Below are 19,796 nucleotides of genomic sequence, written 5' to 3'. Positions count from 1 at the left end.
GTATGTTTCAATAGAGAGTATATTTCTATTTTTAGTAGCTGCTGGATTGAGGGGATTTTTGTGATGACAACAAACGGTGCAGGTGCGGCAGGACGTGATGCAGAGAAGATATGGAGCGCTCTGGATAGCTTTCGAATTGAGGTGCCTTCGTGGGGGTTTGCCAATACCGGCACGCGGTTCGGAAAGTTTATACAGGGTGGTGCCGCCACGACCACGGAAGAAAAGTTTGCCGACGCTTCACAGGTGAACGCACTGACGGGAGCGAGCCCAACGGTTGCCCTTCATGTGTTGTGGGACCTGCCGGGCGGAAAGGCCGATGTCCCTGTCATCCAAGCACTGGAGAAGAAGTATGGAGTGAAGTCGGGTGGCATCAATCCAAATCTCTTCCAAGATGCAGAATATAAGTTCGGATCGATCGCAAATCCGAGCGCGGAGATTCGCGGAATTGCATTGCAACACCTGCTGGATTCGGTGGAGATCGGCAAGGCTCTGGGATCGAAGGACGTTTCTCTGTGGATCGCTGACGGCTCCAACTATCCGGGAACGCAGAGCGTGCGGCGGCGTATCGAGTGGATGCAGGAGGTGTTGGGTAAAACTCACGCGGCGCTTGGCCCTGACCAGCGGATGCTGGTCGAGTATAAGCCCTTCGAGCCTGCCTTTTATCACACGGACATTGCAGATTGGGGTATGGCGTTGGAACTGGCGCGCAATGCCGGGCCGCAGGCTAAGGTACTGGTCGATACAGGCCACCACTACCAGGGAACGAACATCGAGCAGATTGTGGCTTGGCTGTTGCAACTAGGTCAGCTCGGCGGTTTCCACTTCAATGACCGCAAGTATGCCGATGACGACCTGACGTTAGGTTCGATCGATCCGTACCAGCTATTCCGCATCTTCCATGAGATTGTGAGCGCGACATCCGAAGAGCGGAAAGATATCGCCTTCATGATCGACCAGAGCCATAACCTGAAGGGCAAGATCGAGGCAATGGTGCAGTCGGTGCTGACGGCACAGGAGCTTTATGCAAAGGCTTCGCTGATCGACCAGAATAAGTTGGCTGAGCTGCAGGATGCATGTCGCCTGGTTGAAGCGGAAGAGTGTTTTCGCACCGCGTTCTGGCAGGATGTACGTCCCGTGGTTCGCGAGTGGCGGATTGCGCGCGGACTGCCTGCCGATCCTCTGAAGGCGCTGGCAGAGAGCGGCTACGTGGAGAAGGTGACGCGCGAACGTGGCAGCAAGAATGCCCGCAGTGTCTCCAGCTACGCGTAACGTGCACTGATCGTATCCAAAGAATGCGCCGTCCCTACTGTTCCGGGGACGGCGCATTTTCTTTGCCTATTCGTAACGCAGGGCGACGACAGGGTTGACCTTGGTTGCGCGTTGGGCGGGGAGCCAGGCTGCGATGAGCGTTACCGCGGAGATTGTCAGAATAGCCATGACGATGGTCTGCGGGTCGGTGGCGTTCAAGCCGAAGAGCTGCGATTGGATGGTGCGCCCAGTGGCTAGTGTGGCTGGGACGCCGATGGCGATTCCTATAGCGAGCAGGAGAAGCGATTCTTTGATGATCATCCAGAGCACGCCACCAAGTTGCGAGCCAAGCGCGATGCGGATGCCGATCTCGTTGGTGCGGCGAACGACATTATAACTCATCACGCCATAGAGGCCGATGCTGGCAAGGATCAGGGCGAGCAGCGAGAAGATTGCGGTGAGCGAAGAGATGAGCTCGTCGTGAGTCATGAAGGTGGAGACCTGATCGTGGATCGTGATGATGTTCGTCAGGGTGAGGTTAGAGTCTATTGTCGCTACGGCAGCGCGGAGACTTGCGATAGTTTTAGCAGGATCGCCGGTGGTACGGATCAGGATAGTATCGGCAAAACAATCTTGATTCTCTTCCAGAGGGGGCGGCGTGGCGTTGCCGGCTGATTTGACTGAACTCGTAGAGGAAGCGGTAGCAGCGGGGACAAAGACGTCGATCTGAGCTAAGGGGATGTAGGTCATCCTGGTAGGCTCTGCATCTCGGAGACCGCGAGCTTTGGTGTCGCGGGCGATGCCTACAATGCGCCACGGGCCTCTAACGTCGTCGAGGTCGATGGTAAGAGACCGGCCAATAGCGTCCCCTTTGGGAAAGAAATGGTTGGCGATGGCTTGATTGATGACGACGACTTTGAGGCTGTTGGCAGAGTCAGCTGGGGTGATTGGGCGTCCGGCGACGATAGGAATGTTCGCAGTTTCGAAATACTGGCCGGAGACGCGGTTAAGAATGGAACTCATGTCTTCTTTGGGCGCCGGGGTGTAGCCGGAGAGTTCGAGCGTTGAGTTCCATGCGCTATAGCTGATGGGAGGTGTGGCAGAGAGAGCCGCGGAGCGAACGCCGGGAAGAGCGGAGAGATGCTCAAGGAGTGTTTGATAGAGAGCTGGAGTTTGACTTGGTTTGTACCCTGCAAGCTGGGCGTTGATGTTTGCCAGAAGAAGATGGGTGCGCTCGAAGCCGTAGTCCTGATTTTGCAGATTACGAAGCGTGCGAAGGAAGAGGCCAGCGCCGACAAGCAGGAGAAGTGACAACGTAACCTGGGCGGTAACGAGAGTCTTGGGCCAGAAGCGCGACGCTTTGCCTCCGCTGCTTTGCGCAGTGCGCGCGTTGGAGCTAAGTGTGGTCGCAGAGCCGGTGCGTACGGCAGTGAGTGCCGGTGCGAGCCCGAAGAGAAGTCCAGTCACAAGAGAGACGGTGAGGGTGAAGAGTAGGACGGCAAGATCTGGTGTGGAGCTCATCGCAATATAGGGATTGCCCTGGCTGAAAAAGACAATCAAGGCATGAGTGGTAGCGAAGGCGATGCCCAGTCCGAGAAGGCCGCCTGAGAGGGCGAGAAGCATGGTTTCGATGAGGCATTGGCGGACAATGCGCGCACGGCTGGAGCCAAGTGCGAGGCGCGTGGCTATTTCGCGCTGACGTGTGGCGGCGCGGGCAAGGAGAAAGTTGGCGAGGTTCGCACAGGCGATGAGAAGGACCAACGCGACCACAGCCATGAGGATTCGCAGCGAGTCTCCATATTGACTGCGGATGGAGGAAACCCCATTCGCAGCGGAGAGGAGGGGAACCGTGATGCGATTGATCTCTTGTTGGCGCGCAGGAGGGATAGGTGTGCCTTCATTCGCGCGGACACCGGTTCGGATCTGCTGGTCGAGCCATGCCTGGCTCTGTGCGAGCGCGGCTTTATTGGTTGTGGCCTCAGGGCTGAGGCGGCCGAAAAGATGCAGAAAGTAGGCCCCGTTTTGCGGTGTAAGTAGAGAAGGCCCCTGCTGGATTACTGGTTGCATCGTAATCGGTGACCAGAGTTCGATTGGCTCAAGATCAACCTTGATACCGTGAAAGGCTTCAGGCATGACTCCGATGATTGTGAAGGGGGTACTGTTGATGGTGATTGTTTTGCCGAGAACAGCGGGATCGGCCGAGAGTGTCTGCTGCCAGAAATGATAGCTAAGGACGACGACGGCGCCGTTGCCGGGAGTTGCATCATCTGCGGGAGTGATAGCGCGGCCGAGAAGTGGTTGTGCTCCAATAACGCTGAAATAGTTGCCGGAGACGAGATTGGCTGGAACTAGGATGGCGTTGTTGTTGGAGGCATTTTTGCCCGTATCGGAGAGTCGCACGCTTACCTTTGGAGAAAAGCTCAAATAAGAGGCGACACCCTGGAAGGGACCAGGATTGGCCTGGAGCTGGCGAGCAAAGTACCAGGGAAACATGCCATAGCTGCCAAGATCGACGCCGCCGAGGACGCCTCCACCCTCGGAATTACCGAAGGTGACGAGTTGCTGCGGATTGCGCACCGGGAGATTTCGGAGGAGGACCTGATTGATAAGCGTAAAGATGGCAGTGTTAGCCCCGATGCCAAGCGCAAGCGAGAGGACGGCAACGGCAGTGAAGCCGGGGCTTTTGGCCATCATGCGCAGGCTGAAGCGGATATCCTGCCAGATACTTTCGGCGGTAGACTCCCAACCTGAGGCTCTGATCTTGTGCTTCACGGTCTCTGTGCTGCCCATCTCAACGCGGGCTGCGCGCCGTGCCTGCTGATCGCTCATGCCCTGACGAATTTTTTCCTGCATAGAGGCTTCCTGAAATGCCTGAAGCTCTTCATCCATGTCTTGGCTTCGCTGTTCCTTGTGAAAGAACGCCTGGATTCCGCTGATAAAACTTCGCAAGATTGGCATAGTGGCTCCGTCAGGCTTCGAGGATGCTGGTGATGGCGGCTAGTTGGCGACTCCATTGCTGGGTCTCTTCCTTGAGCGCTTTGCGGCCCTGCTCGGTAAGCAGGTAATACTTGGCGCGGCGGTTGTTCTCGGTGGCGCGCCATTCTGCCTTGATGCGCGCGGCGCGTTCGAGTCGGCTGAGGGCGGGAAAGAGCGAGCCGGGGTTAACGCGAAAGACTCCATTGCTCATCTGCTCGATGCGAAGAGCAACTCCATAGCCGTGCATCGGCTCCAGTGCAAGGGTTTTAAGGATCAGCATTTCGAGGGTTCCCTGAATAAGATCACTGGGTTTGCCAGCCATGAATCACTCCTCTTGATTGTCTAGAGGTATATTGTTGCTCCACTAGATTGTCAAGAGGAGAATTTTTTGTGATAAAGGATTTCTTGCAGGCTATTGATTTCATTAACGAAACTGCATCTATTTGTCGCATAATGGAGCGTCTGAGTGGTCGCTCCTCAGAGGGAGATTATGCCGGTGCGTAAAACGACGAAGAGACTTTATTTGATTCCTGTGCTATCCAAGGCGCTGGATATCCTTGAGCTTTTACAGGAAGAGAACCAGCCGATGACGCTGGAGGCGATTCATCGCAAGACGCGGATCTCCAAAACAACGGTCTACCGGATTCTGAAGACGTTTGTGCATCGCGGGTATCTGTCGCAGTCTCCCGACGGGTTGTACCGGCAGGTGACGCGACCCAAAAAGATGCGGTTTGGATTTGCCGGACAGAGTGCCGACATGCCCTTTTCGAACGAGGTGACTGAGAGCCTGAAGGATGCGGCAGCCTCGGTTGGCGTGGACCTGATGATTCTCGACAACCGTTACGATGCCGGGACCGCCCTTAAGAATGCAGAGGAATTTGTGCGTAGCAAGGTCGACCTAGTGATCGAGTTCCAGGTAGAGCAGGAGGTCGCGCCGATGATTGGTGACAAGATCGCCGGGGCGAACATCCCGTTAATTGCGATCGATATCCCGCATCCCCATGCGACGTATTTTGGCGTGGATAACTATCGCGTCGGTATCGAGGCTGGTGAAACGCTTGCAGCCCATGCGGTGGCGAACTGGGATGGCAAGGTGGAGTGGGTGCTGGGGTTGGATCTGGCTGAGGCCGGGCCGCTAGTGCAGAGCCGGATCACAGGCGCGTTCGAAGGGGTGCGTAATGGCATCTCCGATCTTCCGGTAGAACTGTTTGTCCGCATGGATGCCCGAGGAATGCGCGAGCGCAGCAAGAAATTAATTATGGACTTCCTGCAGCGGCATCCCAAGGACAAGCACATTCTGGTTGCAGCAGCCACGGATTCGAGCGCGCTGGGCGCGGTCGATGCGGTGAGGGAGTTGAAGCGGGACAAGCATGTCGTTGTGGTGGGGCAGGACTGCATCGCCGAGGCGATTGCGGAGATGCGCCGCGACAAGTCGCCCCTGATCGGCTCCGTGTCGCATGAGGCAAGCTCCTATGGGCCAAGCCTGGTGCATTTGGGCTTACAACTGCTGCGAGGACAGACTGTGCCGCCGTACAATTACGTCGCGCACAAGATGGTGACGCAGAAGATGCTGGAATAGGCAGGTGGGAAGGCTAGTTGATTTGCGAGGGCGACAGACCTTGAAGGAGGTTTTTCTATCATGAATATAAAATTGATCGCCGGAATGATATTTGGGCTGATTTGCGGTTCTTTCGCGAATGCAACGCCTATTCAATACATTTTCACAAGTAACGATTTCTTTACCCTGAATGGGATCAGTTATGCGGGCACCTACCATGAGTTTGACCCCGGCCCGGTTCTCACTGTGACGATCTACGCGGACACGGACAACGTAACGACTTCAGGAGATTTTTATACGGACATTCCAGGATCGGATTTCATCGTGAATCGGTCGGGAATTGGCGTGGTCAGTTATAACGGGGTGAATCTGGCGACTCTGATCGGCCCGGCCGAGTTTGTTGTAGATCCGTCGGGAACAGCCTATCTGTCGAATATAGACCCGCTGGGTGGTGCGTTCTTCGGTGTCGAGACAGGACCTTACGATGCCGTGAGCAATTTCTCGAACTTTACATTTCCACAGGTCTATCCTGAAGATTTCTACACCAGCGTCGGCTTGCTTCACATTACCGGCTTCGAAGACGGTGAGACATTCCAGGCCAAGCTATCTGACGCATCTCCAGTTTCCGAGCCGATGTCAATTGTGTTTTTGAGTACGGGAGTGGTGGGTCTTATGGTACTGCGGCGGCGCAGAGTAGCCGCAATCTAGCTTGGGATCGAGTGCTGCCGTGCGGTTAGGTACTGTGGGGATTTTGTGTGGTATTTTCCGATTGGAAATAGTTGCTGTATTGGTGTTTCGTGTGAAATGATAGTTGGGATTCAGATCTAACGAAGAGGTCAATACGATGGTGGCAAAGAGTGGTCTGCGGTTTCTTGAAGATCGTTGGGATGATGCAGTAGCAGCGAAGCTGGATGGACCGGAGCTGCTACGCTACCGGTCGAACCTGCTGGGATCGGACCTGCGGATTACAAACTTTGGCGGGGGCAACACCAGCTCGAAGTTGGAGCAGGTTGATTCCCTGGATGGCAAGACGAAGCAGGTTCTTTGGGTGAAGGGCAGTGGTGGCGATTTGGGCAGCATTAAGCGGACCGGGTTTGCGACTCTTTATCTCGACAAGCTGTTAGCGCTTGAGAAGGCATATCGCGGCGTCGAACTGGAAGATGAGATGGTGGACATGTATCCGCTGTGCACGTTCGGCAACAATCCAGTTGCTGCCTCTATCGACACGCCGCTGCATGGATTTTTGCCGTTTCCACATGTAGACCATCTGCACCCGGACTGGGGAATCGCATTGGCAGCCTCGGCGAATGGGAAGATCAAGATGGAGGAGTTTAACAAGGAGTTTGGCCACAAGCTGGCGTGGCTCCCATGGCAGCGCCCTGGTTTTGAGCTTGGGATGATGCTGCGCAAGATCGTCGAGGACACGCCTGGCTGCGATGGAGTAGTGCTAGGCGGTCACGGTTTGTTTACGTGGGGTAACACGCAGCGCGAAAGCTACCTGAACACGATCACGATCATCGACCAGCTTGGACAATTTATTGAGCGACATGGTGCAACGGCGGGACACAAGCACTTCGGCGGCGGCCAGACGAAGACTCGCGAAGACCGCGCGGAGATTGCCTTGCAGATTATGCCGCACCTACGCGGTGTGGTCTCGCGTAAGCAGCGTTGGATTGGAAGCTACTCGGATCTGCCGCAGGTACTGGAATTCGTGAACTCGGCGCAGGCAGAGAAGCTGGCGCACCTTGGCACAAGCTGTCCCGATCACTTTATCCGCACCAAGATTCGCCCAATGTTCATTAAGTGGAATCCGGCCGGCGATCCAGCGGAGTTGAAGGAACTAGTGGAGACAGCGTTAGAAACCTATCGCGCGGAGTATGCGGAGTATTACAAGAAGCATGCGCTGCCGGATTCTCCCGCACTGCGCGATGCCAGCCCGACAGTTGTGTTGGTACCGGGTGTAGGTATGTTCAGCTTCGGCAAGAACAAGACCGAGTCGCGTATCACCGGCGAATTTTATATCAACGCAATTGGCGTGATGCAGGGTGCCGGAGCGCTGGGGGCAGGCGTGGAGTGCAAGGAGATTCCGCAGGCTGGACCGGCTGCTTCGGTTGATCAGTTTACGGTGTACTCGAACTACGTTGCTCTGCCGCCGAGCGAGGCCTTCCGCATTGAATATTGGAAGCTCGAAGAGGCGAAGATTCGCCGCCAGCCTGCGGAGAAGGAATTGAGCCGTCGCGTAGCTCTTATCGTCGGTGGCGGCAGCGGTATTGGTCGCGAAGTTGCGTTGCTGGCGGCCGAGCGTGGCGCGCATGTTGTGATTGCAGACCGCGATGTGAAGGGTGCAGAGGCTGTCGCCGAGGAGACGAAGGCGATTGCGGGCAAAGAAGCCGTAAGCTGGGTGAGTATCGACATCCGCGACCGCAAAGCCATCAAGGCCGCGTTGGATGCAACGGTTAAGCAATTTGGCGGCATCGACATTCTCATCAACACGGCCGCGCTTTTCCCATCGTCGCCCGATGGAATTATCACAGACGCGCAGTGGGCGTTGACGCTGGAGGTCAATGTTACGGCAAACTATCTGCTGACCGATGAGGCATCAAAGGTGTTTACGGAGCAGGGAATCGATGCCAGCGTCGTGCTGACGAGTTCGGCCAACGCGGTTGTTGCGAAGCGCGGCAGCGAAGCCTATGACGTCAGCAAGGCCGCGTTGAGCCATTTGGTGCGAGAGCTTGCGGTCTCGCTTTCGCCGAAGGTGCGTGTCAATGGAATCTCTCCTGCCACAGTAGTTAAGGGATCGACCATGTTCCCACGCGACCGTGTCATCGCATCGCTCAAGAAGTATAAGCTGCCCTTCGACGAGAAGGACACCGATGACGGCCTGCGCAACGAGTTGGCGAAGTTCTATGCCACGCGCACGCTGACGCATCAGCCCATCGACCCGAAGGACTGCGCGCAGGCGATCATGTTCCTCGCCGGACCGTTGGCACGCTGCACAACGGGCCATCTCATCCCCGTCGATGGAGGCTTGACCGAGGCCTATCTGCGATGAAGCGTGCCCGCCACTGGACAGGTGACATGGCACTGCGTCCCGCAGATACAAGGGCATTGATTGCAGTAGACCTGGGAGCGGAGAGTTGCCGGGTCTCACTGTTGCGATGGCTCGATGGCGCGGCATCGATCTCGCTGGTGCATCGGTTTGCAAATGCTCCGCGCGAGGTCGACGGCGGTCTGCACTGGGACCTCACGATGATCGAAGCCGGTCTCGACGAGGGACTGCGCAAGTGTGCAGCGATTGCGATCGAAGGCGTGCGCTCTATTGCCGTCGATGGTTGGGCCGTCGATTACGTGCGAATCGATGGTGAAGGAAGGCCGCTGGCCGATCCTTTCTGCTATCGCGATGAGCGTACCTTGAAGGCGGAGCGGTCTTTGCACCGCAGGATCAGCCCGGAGAAGTTGCGTGAGCTGACCGGTGTTCAGCTATTGCGAATCAACACGCTCTATCAACTCCACGCGGATACATTACAGAATCTCCCCGAGGGCAGCCAGTGGCTGAACCTGCCGGAGTATATTCTCTCGCGCTGGGGTGGTGCACGTGTGGCGGAGCATACGAACGCTACGCATACCGGCATGGTGGAGTTGTATCGCAGACAGTGGTGTCGCGAGATCTTCAGCGCAGCACAGCTTGATCTTGCCAGCGCACCTAAGATTGTTCCTCCAGGAACGGAGCTCGGCAAGTTGACCGGACCGCTGACGGAGCTGGCGGCGTTCTCCGATACCGTGTTGATTGCGCCGGCATGCCATGACACCGCCTCTGCGATTGCCGGTATTCCGGCAACTGGAAGCGATTGGGCTTACATCAGTTCGGGTACATGGTCGCTGGTGGGAACCTTGGTGGAGCAGCCCCGCAATGGCAAGGATGCGGCGGAAGAAAACTTTACGAATCTTGGTGCCGTGGGCGATCGAATCTGCTTCCACAAGAACGTCAACGGTATGTGGCTCATCAAGCAGTGCATCGACAAATGGGCTGCCGATGGCAAGGTGTGGAGCGTGCCTGAACTGGTGGCTGCCGCCGAGGCTGTGGCAAAGCCGCATGGTGTGCTCGATGTCGACGACCCGGAGCTTCTGTTGGCGGGACGGATGCCTCAGCGCATCAACGCACAGCGTATACGCAAGGGCTTTGAGCCGCTGGATGAGAGTCCTGAAGGCGCTCCTCAGTTTGCCAGCCTGATCTTCCATAGCCTGGCTGCGCGCTATGCCAAGGTTCTGGATCGTGTGGCACTGCACAGCGGCAAGAAGCTGAAGCGACTGTTTATTGTTGGCGGCGCCAGCCAGAACGAGTTTCTTAACCGTCTTACGCAGCAGGCCACCGGTCTCGAACTGTTTCGCGGTTCGGCTGAAAGCTCTACGGTGGGCAACTTCGCTGTGCAGATGGCCGTGCTAGAAGGAAGTCGTGATTCTGTAACAGGTGCATATGCAGAGCAGGTCTCGCGTTGGGCAGGTGTATTTGTTGCTGCGCTGGAGCGCTCTTAAACAAAGGGAAAGGCAAGCGTGGTAGCCTTCCCTTGCATGTCCACACTTACCTTTGATCTTGCTGCTTCTGCGTCAGCGGAGATGATCCGCGAGGGCTTTCATCCGGATTTTCCAACAGGCACCGAGCAGCAGGTCGAGGAGATTCGTGCCGATGGCCACGTTGTAGAGCCAGACCCCGATAAACGTGACCTTCGTCCGCTGCTCTGGTCTTCGATCGACAACGATACCTCGCGCGATCTCGACCAGATTGAGGTTGCAGAGAGTGTAGCTGGTGGAAACGACATTCGTATTAGGGTGGGCGTTGCCGATGTCTCGGCTTCGGTGCTCAAAGATTCTCCTATTGATGAGCACGCTGCTCAGCAGACGCAGACTGTTTACACGGCAGTACGTAACTTTCCTATGTTGCCCAATGAGCTTTCCACTGATCTGACTTCATTGAATGAAGATGAAGACCGTGCAGCGATGGTGGTGGAGTTTGTTGTCAGCGCACAAGGCGTAGTGGGCCAGACGAGCATCTATCGTGCCCTGGTGCGGAATAAGGCACAGCTTGCATACAGCAAGGTCGGGCCATGGCTTGAAGGGACAGCTTCGCCCGACGAAAAGGTCGCGGCGTCGGCGGAGCTGCAGGCGCAACTGAAGCTACAGAATGTAACCGCAGTGGCACTGCGTGCGGAGCGGGTGCGGCAGGGAGCGCTCGAGTTCAATCGCATCGAAGCTGACCCGGTGGTAGTCGATGGTCAGGTGCACGAGATCAGGACGGCAGAGCATAATCGCGCTACAGACCTGATCGAAGAGTTTATGATCGCGGCAAATGGAACTATGGCGCGAGCGCTTCGGGAGGCGCGTCGTTCTTGCATCCGCCGAGTCGTACGAGTTCCCAAGCGATGGGATCGCATCGTTGAATTGGTGGAACGGAACGGCACAAAGTTGCCGTCGCAGCCTGATTCCGGAGCGCTCAACGCTTTTCTGCAGGCGAAGCGAGCCAGCGATCCGATTCACTATCCTGATCTGGCGCTCGCAATCATTAAGCTCATGGGGCCGGGTGAATATGTTCTGACCAAAGGTGATGATGCAGAGCCATTAGGGCACTTCGGTCTGGCTGCGGAAGATTATGCTCATTCGACTGCCCCAAACCGCCGGTTTGCCGATTTGGTGACGCAACGTGTGGTCAAGGCAATGCTCGACAACGAGCCGCCGCCCTACACCGATGCCGAGCTGGCAGCGATCGCGCAGCAGTGCAATCTGCAGGAGGCGGCGGCACGAAAGGTCGAGCGAGCGATGGAGAAGCGGGTAGCTGCAGTTGCACTCTCCGACAGTATCGGCAAGACCTTCCACGGCGTCATCACCGGCTCCGGCGACAAGGGCGTTTATGTGCGCGTCTTCCATCCCCCGGTTGAAGGCAAGGTGATTCACGGCGAACAGGGATTGGATGTGGGCGACACAGTCAATGTGACGTTGCTGCACACCGATCCGCAACACGCCTTTATCGACTTCGGGATTGCCAGATGATCATTCAGCAGGTCATGGGCTGATGTTCACAAGATAATCTGCTGTTACCTCGTCGTTGGAAATCGGCGTTTAACCTTTCGTCGAGTAAAATCACTTAAGCCCACCCCGGCTTCTAAAAAAGGAGAAATCTCGCTTTGAAGAAAGCCCTCATCACAGGAGTCACTGGACAGGATGGTGCATACCTTGCCGAGTTCCTCCTCGCCAAAGGCTATGAAGTTCACGGCATCAAGCGCCGTTCCTCCCTCTTCAACACCGCGCGCATCGATCACATCTATGAGGACCCGCACAACCCGTCGCCCCACCTTATTCTTCACTACGGCGACCTCACGGATAGCTCGTCGCTGATTCACATCGTGCAGAAGGTACAGCCCGATGAGATTTATAACCTCGGCGCTCAGTCGCACGTTCAGGTCTCTTTTGAACAGCCCGAGTACACCGCCGAAGCCGATGCGCTTGGCCCTCTGCGTCTGCTCGAGGCGATCCGCATTCTCGGTCTCGAAAAGAAGACCAAGTTTTATCAGGCCAGCACATCAGAACTTTATGGCCTCGTACAGGAGATCCCGCAGAAGGAGACCACGCCCTTCTATCCTCGTTCTCCCTACGCGGTGGCGAAGATGTACGCCTACTGGATCTGCGTCAACTATCGCGAAGCGTATGGCATCTTTGCCTGCAACGGAATCCTCTTTAACCATGAGTCTCCGCTGCGTGGCGAGACCTTCGTCACTCGCAAGATCACGCGCGGCCTCTCCCGCATCAAGGTGGGTCTGCAATCGCAGCTCTTCCTTGGCAATCTCGATTCGAAACGTGATTGGGGGCACGCTCGCGACTATGTTGAAATGCAGTGGCTCATGCTCCAGCAAGAAAAGCCGCAGGATTTCGTGATTGCTACCGGCCAGCAGTACAGCGTCCGCGAGTTCGTCCAGCGCTGTGCCAAACTTCTCGATCTCGACCTCTCCTGGCAGGGAAGCGGCGTGGATGAGAAGGCGGTCGATGCAAATGGCAACGTCGTCGTCGCGGTTGATCCGCGCTACTTCCGTCCAACCGAGGTAGAGACATTGCTCGGAGATCCAGCAAAAGCTCAACGAGAGTTGGGCTGGGTTCCACGCACCAGCTTCGACCAGTTGGTTGCGGATATGGTTGAGTCCGACCTGAAGGCAGCGCAACGTGATGCGCTGGTTCGGAAACACGGCTTCGATGCTTATAACGTCCGCGAAACATAACTGGCTCAGGTTGGCTCTGTGTTACCACCGTTTGGCACTGCACAAAAAATAGAAGTGCGCTGCATCTTTTGATCTCTGCGGAGAAAGATCAAAGATGCAGCCTCATCATCTAACTCATTAGAAGCACCTTATCGGTTAAGAAAAAGCATGAAAAAGACTTCCCGTATCTACATCGCCGGCCATCGTGGACTCGTAGGTTCAGCCATTCATCGCGCTCTTACTGCTCAGGGCTATACCAACCTGCTCACGCGCACACGGTCAGAGTTGGATCTGCTTGATACGGATGCAGTCAATGACTTCTTCGCCAACGAAAAGCCCGAATACGTCTTCCTCGCCGCTGCGAAGGTAGGCGGAATTTTGGCGAACAATAATTATCCGGCCGACTTCATCCGCGACAATCTCATCATCCAGACCAATATCATCGAAGCGAGCCGGATCAACCAGGTAGACCGCCTGCTCTTTCTTGGCTCCTCATGCATTTATCCCAAGTTCGCTCCTCAGCCCATGCCTGAGTCCTGTCTGCTGACCGGTCCTCTTGAACCCACCAATCGGCCCTATGCACTGGCCAAGATTGCCGGGATCGAGATGTGCTGGAGCTATAACAGGCAATACAAAACAAAGTATTTAGCGGCTATGCCAACCAACCTCTATGGCCCCAACGATAACTTTGATCTGGCCAATTCGCATGTTTTGCCCGCGCTCATCCGCAAAACCGCTGAAGCAATCAAGTCCAACTCTGACAGCATCAGCGTTTGGGGAACCGGCACGCCTCGACGCGAGTTGCTCTATTCAGACGACTTAGCCGCGGCCTGCCTTTTCCTGATGAATCTCGACGACAGCCGATACAACTCCCTGCTGACCGAAGATACCCCACCGCTGGTCAATATCGGTACGGGAGAAGATGTCACCATTCGCGAGCTGGCCGAAATTGTAGCTAAAGTCCTTGGTTTCAAGGGGGAACTCGTTTTCGACACCACAAAGCCCGACGGCACCCCACGCAAGCTCATGGATGTGACACGTCTCCACAACCTAGGCTGGCACCATACCACTTCGCTCGAAGAGGGAATCCGCACCACCTGGGAAGCCGTCCGCAGTCAGATCTCCTGAACCGACCGGAAGCTGCCTTAAAAAGGCAGATCAACTGGGTTTGATATCAGGCAAGCCAGGGGCAGAGTACCCCGAAAGTGCTATGCCCTGAGTTACTTCAGAAACCTAGAATCGGTGATATGGAGCCCTCCCCAGAGCGCCGTGTATCACGCAGAGCAAGCTGGATGTTGATTGCTGCAACTCTGTTTTTTGCAATCACTCCAGCTCTGCACGCGCAGTCCATCTTCAATACCACGCCCAGTGTCGCCGTGCAGTTCCTCCTTGATTCAGCAAATCAGGATCGTATAGCACGCGGCCTCCAGCCACTCCGCCTGGATACTACCCTTACCGAGGCTGCCCAGGCTCACGCTCGTGAGATGGCGGCTCATCGCGATATCTCCCACCAGTTTCCCGGAGAGCCAAAGCTCTCTGAGCGGGGAGCTAATGCCGGAGCACACTTCAGCCTCATCTCCGAAAATGTGGCCGAAGCCCCGGCTGCGGCTATGATTCACGATCTCTGGATGCACTCCGAAGGGCACAGGAAAAATCTACTTGATCCCGGCGTCGATGCCGTCGGCATTGCTGTTGTTGTGCGCGACCATGAATACTATGCAGTAGAGGATTTCGCAAACCTCGTTCAGCCCCTCACCTTTAACGCGCAGGAGTCAGCCGTTGCCAGCCTTCTCGCCAAATCGGGGATGGAGATCGCCAACGGTAAGGTGATGAGTGAGAAAGATGCCCGCCAGACGTGCAGCATGTCCACCGGTTATGTCGGTACCCATCAGCCTTGGTACATCATGCGCTACACCGCTCATAACGTCGCCCAGCTACCGGCCCAGCTCCAGTCCCGGTTGAGCACAGGCAAGTATCACCAGGCGGTTGTAGGAGCCTGCGCCGAAGATACCTCGAGACCTTTTACGGCCTACAATATCGCGGTCCTGCTATATCCCTAAAACCAAAACCGCATTTTTATCTAAAAAGCAAACAGGCTGAGAGAAGAAGTGAAATGCCTAGTTAAACGTAGGAGCAAACTCCTTTCAGTAGCAAGATTTGCCCAAGCCCTTTGACCCCCTCGTTAGCTTTTGTTATAAATGTCTTAGCGCAACGCGATCTGTCTTCGCGTCCCCCATATTCCTGAGTAGCTCAATGGCAGAGCATTCGGCTGTTAACCGAAGGGTTGTAGGTTCGAGTCCTACCTCAGGAGCCAATCAATTCAACAACTTAGAAAATTCTGAATCGTTGTCAAGCTCCAGGAGACGTGAGTTTTGACGGGATTCCAGCATTTCCCCGTCCAAGCTCTGAGTAAGATGCTGAGATCGCTGCCCTACAGCCAGAAAGTTTCTGCCTTACTGATCGAGGCGGTAATCATTGTGAAGCAGATTCCGGCGCAGACGACAAGGCGGCCGCTGATGTTTGAGCCTGCTGGATAAGACGATATCCGTCCCGGGTTCGAACATGATACTTTTGCAGATCTTTGCCCACGAGCTTGACCTTGATGGTGCGCCAGCCTCGGTTAGGGTTGGGTTGTGGATAGTAGCTGAGAGTGTAGAGATGTGCTAGGTCATCCCGGATAGAGGTAAACGCCCTCTTCTCGTCTCTCCAACTGCTGGAGAAATAGGCTCTGCCGCCGGTGGCCTTGCTCATACGCTCAAAGACAGCAGTCGAGACCGGTTCGGCTTCGGCCTCCTGGGTACTGACCATATAGATGATTGTTCCGGTTGATTGAGCCAACTCCGCCACATCCTCTGGAGGCACCAGACTGGCGTTATCAGGCCCGTTGGAGAAGACGACGATAGCTTTTTTTCCTGTCAACGTAGCGGCATCCTTCACGGTTAGGAGGAGAGAGTTGTAGAGAGCGGCATCGTCGCCGGCAACCGTGCTGCGAACGCCGCGCAGAACCTGTGACCGGTCGGAAGTAAGTGTGGCGACGCGTGAGAGATCGCGGCTGTAGGAATAGAAGGCTACCTTGCTCACACCTTCAAGAGAGCGTATGAAATCCGCGATGGAGTCCTGTGCGAAGACGAATCCCCGATACATGTAGTTGCTGGTGTCGAAGAGGATGAAGACGTTAGCTCCGGCGGCCCAAAGCGCTGGAGTCTGCGCCTGATTCGCTGCGACCACTGGCGCGCTCGCCTGTGGCTGCGATGGTTTGGCAGAACTCCGCGTCAGCGAGTGGTCAGTCGGCGGAGCCACATCGGCCAGCCTGCGCGGCGGCTCGTTACCCTCTTCGAAAGTGGCAGTCTTTTCGGGGATATTGTCCTCGACGATGGAGAAGTCCTCCGGCGTAAGACCGCTGATATAGTTCCCCTTACCGTCGGTGACCGCGACATTCAACTGCACTAGAACAACGTCCACGTGGATACGCGACACATCGTTCTGACCAGCACCAGAGCCGGTACTGCAGAAGAGAAACGAAACTAAGCAGAGGAACAGAAAATATTTCTTTGCCATGATCCTCTCGATCCTCCTATTGCGATTGCGCGGTTGCATGTTCTCCAGCATGCACTGACACTGTGGATACAGGTGTAATTCCTGGCAGCACGGCAATTTTGCCCTGTTTGAATTCTTCTTCTGTCTCATGCATGGCGCGAAGGATTGCTGGCCAGTCTTCGGGCTCAGTAGCAAAGATCTTCGCGATCGTATGTCGGATCAACTCGGGGACAAGGATGTTCAGGGCTATGGGTGAATAGCCCATTTCATCGGCCACGCGAGCCCAGTACAAATTGCTCGATTCCCATGACTCGCCGAACAGGCGATAGGAGTAGGAACCAAAGAAAGGAAATGGCTTTACATTCAATAACTCGCGAGCGTTCGTTCGAGCCAGGCGCGGATGAGGCACCCCGAAATCTCTCGATAAGCGTTCCCAACTCACTTCTGCCGGATAGCGGCTTCGCAGCTCGTTAAGCTGCTGCCCGGCTGGCCCCCATGAAGCTGTCTCGTCTGGAAATCGTTTGTAAAACTCTACAGACAGATACGAGGTTTCCGCAGGCAACATCTGAGAAGCCATCGCAGTGGCGGTTTGTGTACTGCGTAGCGACTGTTCCACTTCCTCCAGACGTCGCGGTCCTATGCGGTCGGAAAGAATATTGACGACCTTGTTCCTGAGGGGGACATTTTTTCCGGATGCAATTAGAAGCTCTTCCCCTGACCGCTGATAAAGCGTAGCAGCGTGAAGCTCATTGGGCGTCACGCTCCACCAGCGCGGAAGCGTTGCGCTGACCAGTAGGTCAGGAACGAGTTCCTTCCAAATGAGTGCCTGGATGTTTTCAGGCGCAATGAAATCCTGCTCTGTCTCCGCCAGCGAGTATGGGAGGTCGGCAAGGGAGCCCATCAGATAAGCGCCGCCACCAGCCGGCGTTCCCACCCCCAGCAACATAGGTGCAGCCCAGAGCCGATCCGTCGAACTTTGCACCGATACTCCCAGAAAATCATGCGACCGGACGAAGAGAGGATTGTGATGAAGGATTTGAGCGCCCGGCGGCTCATAGTAGGCATAGTTCAAACCCACCAAAGTATCCCGCAGGAAAGGTGCGAGCTGGCCCCTGGCGATTTCGAGTTGAGCGGGCGTACTCCGTGCTTTGATCACTCTTGTCAGATCGGTCCGCACCTGCAGCTCTGCATGATGATTGGTGTAGATCGCTGGTGCCCAGACGATCTTTTCGCTGTTGGTAAAGATCGGATGGGGCAGGTCGAATTCATGGAGCTCTGCTGCGAGCGGCAACAGGCTGTCGCCCTTTCCCTTTCCCTTTCCCTTTTCCATCTCCTTCAGGCCGTCGTTGAGTGCAAACAGAGTATCGAGAGACACCAGACGTTGGTCTTCGAGAACCGAGTTCATCCTTCCGGCTAATGCCATATGCACCCGTTGTCCATCCGGGCTTTCCTGACGAGGGCCTGCAAGTAAACTCACGATCTCATCCTGAGAGCTGTCCGCTTTAGAGCCAGCCGCCAATAGAAGCTTTCCCAGTGAGTTGCGAGTGGCATCGAAGAGCTGAGCAGAGGAAGAGATTGCTCCAAAGGGCTCGATGATCTGCTGCCAGGACGTATTGAGCTCGGCATTCGGAATCTGATTCTGGCGAGCCAATATCTGCCAAAGCCCCACGGTAGCCTGAAAGGCGCCCAAGGTATTTTCACGCAGAGTCTGGTTGGAAGTTCCGTCAATCGCATCAGCCACATTCATAAAATGGACGATGGAAGCATCGTCGAGACTCGGAAACTCTGTGAACACCAGATACCAGCTGTTGAACTGAGTGAACCGGTCGGCCAGGAGGCGCACGGTTTCAACCGATAAGCGTTTCCCAAACTGCCGTTCGCGGTCGAGCTCGCCCAACATGAGATAAATCTGAAGTGGTCCGGTCTCGCCTTCCACGCAGGAAACAGCGGTTAGGCCCTCGAGCAATTGCTCTGGAGAATTCCAAGAGCGGGTGCGCTTGCCCCAGTCGTGGATAACTCCGGAATCAGATTTCTGACGAAAGATCTCTTTCCAGACCTCCAAATCTCCAGGAACGTGAGGTTGACCGTCAGGATCCCACTGGACGCGGGTAAACAGAACCAGGAGTTCGGGAGCCTTTCGAAACACTCCTGAGGCAGGGCTGAGTTTGGAGGTGCCTACTCGAAAGCTCTCATAAAGCCGCGTCAGCCGCGGGGCTTCCGTGAAGTGTCTCTGCTGTTCTTGACTGAGACGCGACAAGGTATCGAAATATACAGTCAGCCATCCGTTATCTTTTGCAAGCAGGTGGATGACGAACTCTCCCGGTTTAGACGGACTCGCTCCCACCAGTTCTTTCCAGTACGCCTGGGTGCTCATTCCACCGGGAACAATTACCTGTCCGGAGCGAATGCATATCTGGCTTCCATAGAAATCGAGAATGGGAGCAAAGGGAAGCAATGCATTGAGCCCCGGCGATCGATGCAGCTCGTTCCTCGTTTCGTCATCGCTCTTTGCAAGTGCCCAGTAAAGCCTGGCGACGGTTGGATCCTTCAACAGCGCATCCACTATGTTTTTAGAGTTTCGTCTGGAACCCGTGCTCAGTCCGGTCCAGTCGCTCTCCTGAAGAAGCACCGGGACCCGAGAGGCGGGATATGAATACGCGAAGGGAACACCTTTCTCGAGAGCTTCTTCGAGCTCAACGAGAGGAAAGCCGGAGTCGATGGTCAGGAAGGCTCTCCTCGGGTCTGCCGTCTCCAGAGTGAAGTCTTTCTGCCCGCATCCCTCTCGCAGTCTGTAGCCGAGTATCTGAACCAAAGTTCCAGCATCGTCGCAACTGGTGACTCGAATTGTGTTGCTCGATCCTGCCAGAATCTGAAGCTCTCTTGCTTGATGCACATAACGTTCGACCAGGATCAGGTACTCAGTCGGACTACCTTGCACATAGCCGTGCAGATAGATATTGCGGGCAAGCAAGGGCAACACATCGTTCGGTGATACCTTCTGGCTGATACCGGCCATACGCAGGAAAGATCGCAGCGGACCGGGGATGACGACACCGTCGACTGCCGGAGTTGCCTGCGCCTTCAGGCTGGTCGATATGGTGTCGGACGCTGGGGACGTGACAGCGGCGTGGGCTGCCCTGCCAGGGTAAATTGAGGTGCATATACACAGGCCCAGAAAGGTTGCTACAGAAACGGGAGACAAACGAAGAAGGATCTTCATCGCTGGACACCTCGCA

Annotated in this window: 13 protein-coding genes and 1 tRNA gene; 10 read left to right on the top strand and 4 right to left on the bottom strand. The window is 55.7% G+C overall.

Going from position 1 to position 19,796, the window contains the following annotated elements:
• Positions 1–63: 63 nt before the first annotated feature.
• The gene (locus IEW09_RS08690; RefSeq protein WP_188554386.1) at positions 64–1,269 is read left to right on the top strand and encodes a sugar isomerase; all 1,206 of its coding nucleotides are present in this window, start codon (positions 64–66) and stop codon (positions 1,267–1,269) included.
• A gap of 66 nt (positions 1,270–1,335) precedes the next feature.
• Here IEW09_RS08690 and IEW09_RS08685 read toward each other — a convergent pair whose 3' ends face one another.
• Together IEW09_RS08685 and IEW09_RS08680 are read right to left on the bottom strand one after the other, a co-directional pair.
• Positions 1,336–4,206, bottom strand: a complete 2,871-nt coding sequence (locus IEW09_RS08685; protein WP_188553763.1) for an ABC transporter permease — start codon at positions 4,204–4,206, stop codon at positions 1,336–1,338.
• Between the two features lie 10 nt (positions 4,207–4,216).
• Positions 4,217–4,546 carry a PadR family transcriptional regulator gene (locus IEW09_RS08680; RefSeq protein ID WP_188553762.1) on the bottom strand — a complete coding sequence of 110 codons (330 nt, stop codon included), beginning with the start codon at positions 4,544–4,546 and terminating at the stop codon, positions 4,217–4,219.
• A gap of 168 nt (positions 4,547–4,714) precedes the next feature.
• On the opposite strand from IEW09_RS08680, the gene IEW09_RS08675 reads away from it, so the two are divergent.
• The 9 genes from IEW09_RS08675 to IEW09_RS08635 all read left to right on the top strand — a co-directional run bounded on the left by IEW09_RS08675 (position 4,715) and on the right by IEW09_RS08635 (position 15,337).
• Positions 4,715–5,803, top strand: coding sequence for a substrate-binding domain-containing protein (locus tag IEW09_RS08675; RefSeq protein WP_188553761.1), 1,089 nt, complete (start codon positions 4,715–4,717; stop codon positions 5,801–5,803).
• A 60-nt stretch (positions 5,804–5,863) separates the two neighbouring features.
• Positions 5,864–6,490 carry a hypothetical protein gene (locus IEW09_RS08670; RefSeq protein WP_188553760.1) on the top strand — a complete coding sequence of 209 codons (627 nt, stop codon included), beginning with the start codon at positions 5,864–5,866 and terminating at the stop codon, positions 6,488–6,490.
• A gap of 136 nt (positions 6,491–6,626) precedes the next feature.
• Positions 6,627–8,834 carry a bifunctional rhamnulose-1-phosphate aldolase/short-chain dehydrogenase gene (locus IEW09_RS08665; RefSeq protein WP_188553759.1) on the top strand — a complete coding sequence of 736 codons (2,208 nt, stop codon included), beginning with the start codon at positions 6,627–6,629 and terminating at the stop codon, positions 8,832–8,834.
• Positions 8,831–10,315: a rhamnulokinase gene (locus tag IEW09_RS08660; RefSeq protein WP_229739202.1), complete on the top strand. Its 1,485-nt coding sequence runs from the start codon at positions 8,831–8,833 to the stop codon at positions 10,313–10,315. Before IEW09_RS08665 ends, IEW09_RS08660 begins: the two co-directional genes overlap by 4 nt.
• A gap of 36 nt (positions 10,316–10,351) precedes the next feature.
• A complete protein-coding gene (locus IEW09_RS08655; protein WP_188553758.1) occupies positions 10,352–11,824 on the top strand; it encodes an RNB domain-containing ribonuclease in 1,473 nt (490 codons plus the stop codon).
• A 134-nt stretch (positions 11,825–11,958) separates the two neighbouring features.
• Positions 11,959–13,044 (top strand): GDP-mannose 4,6-dehydratase, encoded by a 1,086-nt coding sequence (gene gmd / locus IEW09_RS08650; RefSeq protein WP_188553757.1) that lies wholly within the window; start codon positions 11,959–11,961, stop codon positions 13,042–13,044.
• Positions 13,045–13,191: 147 nt separating this feature from the next.
• On the top strand, positions 13,192–14,151 hold the full coding sequence (locus IEW09_RS08645; protein WP_188553756.1) for a GDP-L-fucose synthase family protein: 960 nt from the start codon (positions 13,192–13,194) through the stop codon (positions 14,149–14,151).
• Positions 14,152–14,270: 119 nt separating this feature from the next.
• Positions 14,271–15,083 carry a CAP domain-containing protein gene (locus IEW09_RS08640; RefSeq protein WP_188553755.1) on the top strand — a complete coding sequence of 271 codons (813 nt, stop codon included), beginning with the start codon at positions 14,271–14,273 and terminating at the stop codon, positions 15,081–15,083.
• A gap of 179 nt (positions 15,084–15,262) precedes the next feature.
• Positions 15,263–15,337 (top strand) — tRNA-Asn (locus IEW09_RS08635).
• Between the two features lie 158 nt (positions 15,338–15,495).
• On the opposite strand, the gene IEW09_RS08630 is transcribed toward IEW09_RS08635, so the two are convergent.
• Complete coding sequence (locus tag IEW09_RS08630; protein ID WP_188553754.1) at positions 15,496–16,581, bottom strand: VWA domain-containing protein; 1,086 nt, start codon at positions 16,579–16,581, stop codon at positions 15,496–15,498.
• 16 nt (positions 16,582–16,597) lie between these two features.
• A complete protein-coding gene (locus IEW09_RS08625) occupies positions 16,598–19,780 on the bottom strand; it encodes a hypothetical protein (protein ID WP_188553753.1) in 3,183 nt (1,060 codons plus the stop codon).
• Positions 19,781–19,796 lie beyond the last annotated feature (16 nt).

Source organism: Edaphobacter dinghuensis (assembly GCF_014640335.1).
Lineage (GTDB): Bacteria > Acidobacteriota > Terriglobia > Terriglobales > Acidobacteriaceae > Edaphobacter > Edaphobacter dinghuensis.
Note: the sequence above shows the minus strand (reverse complement) of the source record. Positions and strands in the feature narration are given on the sequence as shown.

What these genes read in the sequence shown, in the direction of transcription:
- IEW09_RS08690 (WP_188554386.1), top strand. Translation starts at nt 64, where the DNA reads ATGACAACAAACGGTGCAGGTGCGGCAGGACGTGATGCAGAGAAGATA.
- IEW09_RS08685 (WP_188553763.1), bottom strand. Translation starts at nt 4,206, where the DNA reads ATGCCAATCTTGCGAAGTTTTATCAGCGGAATCCAGGCGTTCTTTCAC.
- IEW09_RS08680 (WP_188553762.1), bottom strand. Translation starts at nt 4,546, where the DNA reads ATGGCTGGCAAACCCAGTGATCTTATTCAGGGAACCCTCGAAATGCTG.
- IEW09_RS08675 (WP_188553761.1), top strand. Translation starts at nt 4,715, where the DNA reads ATGCCGGTGCGTAAAACGACGAAGAGACTTTATTTGATTCCTGTGCTA.
- IEW09_RS08670 (WP_188553760.1), top strand. Translation starts at nt 5,864, where the DNA reads ATGAATATAAAATTGATCGCCGGAATGATATTTGGGCTGATTTGCGGT.
- IEW09_RS08665 (WP_188553759.1), top strand. Translation starts at nt 6,627, where the DNA reads ATGGTGGCAAAGAGTGGTCTGCGGTTTCTTGAAGATCGTTGGGATGAT.
- IEW09_RS08660 (WP_229739202.1), top strand. Translation starts at nt 8,831, where the DNA reads ATGAAGCGTGCCCGCCACTGGACAGGTGACATGGCACTGCGTCCCGCA.
- IEW09_RS08655 (WP_188553758.1), top strand. Translation starts at nt 10,352, where the DNA reads ATGTCCACACTTACCTTTGATCTTGCTGCTTCTGCGTCAGCGGAGATG.
- IEW09_RS08645 (WP_188553756.1), top strand. Translation starts at nt 13,192, where the DNA reads ATGAAAAAGACTTCCCGTATCTACATCGCCGGCCATCGTGGACTCGTA.
- IEW09_RS08640 (WP_188553755.1), top strand. Translation starts at nt 14,271, where the DNA reads ATGGAGCCCTCCCCAGAGCGCCGTGTATCACGCAGAGCAAGCTGGATG.
- IEW09_RS08630 (WP_188553754.1), bottom strand. Translation starts at nt 16,581, where the DNA reads ATGGCAAAGAAATATTTTCTGTTCCTCTGCTTAGTTTCGTTTCTCTTC.
- IEW09_RS08625 (WP_188553753.1), bottom strand. Translation starts at nt 19,780, where the DNA reads ATGAAGATCCTTCTTCGTTTGTCTCCCGTTTCTGTAGCAACCTTTCTG.